Origin of the sequence: Kitasatospora sp. NPDC007106, assembly GCF_040634455.1 — a bacterium.
In the GTDB taxonomy this organism is placed as follows: Bacteria; Actinomycetota; Actinomycetes; order Streptomycetales; family Streptomycetaceae; genus Kitasatospora; species Kitasatospora arboriphila.
The window spans coordinates 1-2046 of record NZ_JBEYFP010000982.1; the positions used below are offsets into that span (position 1 = coordinate 1).

Consider the following 2046-nt stretch of genomic DNA (forward strand, 5'->3'; position numbering starts at 1 on the left):
TGCCCGTGCCGCGCCGCGTCGGGGGCGCCGCCCATCGCGCGCAGCATCCCGGCGCCGCCGGTCCGGAAGAAGCGGACCAGCAGCACCGCGGCGAGCAGCAGGAAGAGGATGTTCAGCCAGGTGGTGTAGTCCCAGCGCACCCCCTCGGAGGGCACGGTGGCGTCCGCCTGGTCGGGGATCAGGCCGAGCGCGCCGAAGACGATCTCGACGGCGTACCCGGCGGCCACCATGGCGAGGTAGAAAGTGCCGAGCAGGAAGAGCGTCGTCCGCCGCCCGTAGTACTTCCGGTAGATGTTGAGGATCGGCAGGATCAGCAGGTCGGCGAAGATGAACGAGACCACGCCGCCGAAGCTGATGCCGCCCTTCCACAGGACCACCGCGAGCGGCACGTTGCCGATCGAGCAGACGAACGAGGCGACGGCCACCACCGGACCGATCAGCGGGCCCCAGACCTTCGCCGCGACGGGGTGGCCGGTGAAGAAGAAGGCCTCCCAGAAGGAGTCCGGCACCCAGGCGGCGACCGCCCCGGCGATCAGCAGACCGAGGACGAGGTCCCGCAGGATCGCGGCCCACTCCATCACGAAGACGTGCGAGACCGAGGTGAAGCCCTCGGGCGAGGCCAGCCGGCGGAGGAAACCGCCGCCGCGGCGCACGCCCATGTCCATCGCGGCGTGGCCCTCCATCGAGCCGGCCGCCCCGCGGTCGGCGTGCTCCCGCGCCTCCCGGACCATCGGCGCCCGGAGGAACCGCCGGAAGAGCACCGCCAGCACCACGATCATGATCGGGCCGCCGGTGAACTCGGCCGCCGTGAACTGCCAGCCCATCAGCAGCGCCAGGATCACCCCGAGTTCGACGACCAGGTTGGTCGAGGCGATCTCGAAGGCCATCGCCGCGGTGAAGTCGGCGCCCTTGCGGAACAGCGAGCGGGCCAGTGCGACGGCGGCGTACGAGCAGGAGGACGAGGCCATGCCGAGCCCGGAGGCGAGCGCCAGCGTCCGCGGCCGGTCGTCGCCCAGTGCCCGGGCGACCGTCTCCCGGTGGACCACCGCCTGGACGACCGCCGACAGCAGGAAGCCGAGGATCAGTGCCCAGGTGATCTCCCAGGTCATCGCGCCGGTGATCTCCAGCGCGTGCAGCACGGCGTCCATTCGGCCTCGCAGGTCGGGCGGTCGGCGGGTGGTCCAGGGGCGGCCGGGCCGGCCCGGTCAGTCCAGGCCGCGGCCCCGCCGCAGTCGCGTCGCCACCTCGCCCGGGTCGACCAGGGGCGCCGGGTAGTCGGCCGGCGGACGCTCCAGCAGCCAGGGCCGGTGGACGGACCGGCCCCGGAGGTGGGCGAGTTCGGGCACCCACCGGCGTACGTAGGCGCCGTCCGGGTCGAGGCGGTCGGCCTGGGTGAGCGGGTTGAGCACCCGGTTGGGACGGGTGTCGGTGCCGGTGCCGGCCACCCACTGCCAGTTGAGCTGGTTGTTGGCGAGGTCGCCGTCCACCAGCAGGTGCAGGAAGTGCCGGGCTCCGGTCCGCCAGTCCTGGTACAGCGTCTTGGTCAGGAAGGAGGCGGTGAGCAGCCTGGCCCGGTTGTGCATCCAGCCCTCGTGGGCGAGTTGGCGCATCCCGGCGTCGACCACGGGGAAGCCGGTGCGGCCCTGCCGCCAGGCCTCGGCCTCGCGGGAGTCCTCGCGCCACCGGTCGCCCTTGCCGCGGTAGTCCTGCCAGGCGGCGTCCGGCCGGGCGGCGAGCACCTGGTGGTGGAAGTCCCGCCAGACGAGCTGCCGGACGAAGGCCTCCGCGCCGGGGCCGCCGCGGCGTTCGGCGAGGTCGACCAGCTCGGTCGCGGAGAGGCAGCCGAAGTGCAGGTAGGGGGAGAGACGTGACGTCCCGTCGGCGGCCAGGTCGTCGTGCACCTCCTCGTAGGCGGTGACGTCCCAGGCCTTCCAGCGCCTGCGGGCCTCGGCCCGAGCCGGGCACCCGGCGGACGAGGCCCTCGGTGCGCAGCAGGTCCAGCGCCTCCCGGACGGTGTTCCGGGACTCGCCGAACTCCTCGGCCAG

1 protein-coding gene and 2 pseudogenes are annotated in these 2046 nt (G+C 73.3%); all 3 read right to left on the bottom strand.

The genetic code is table 11. The features are described from left to right. Positions 1-1148 (bottom strand): permease (locus ABZ641_RS34770; protein WP_359988359.1); only part of this gene is annotated, 1148 nt, incomplete at its 3' end. Between the two features lie 57 nt (positions 1149-1205). After that, positions 1206-1919, bottom strand: a pseudogene (locus tag ABZ641_RS34775) (FAD-binding domain-containing protein); the annotation flags it as partial. 43 nt (positions 1920-1962) lie between these two features. Beyond that, positions 1963-2046: pseudogene (locus ABZ641_RS34780) on the bottom strand (GntR family transcriptional regulator); the annotation flags it as partial.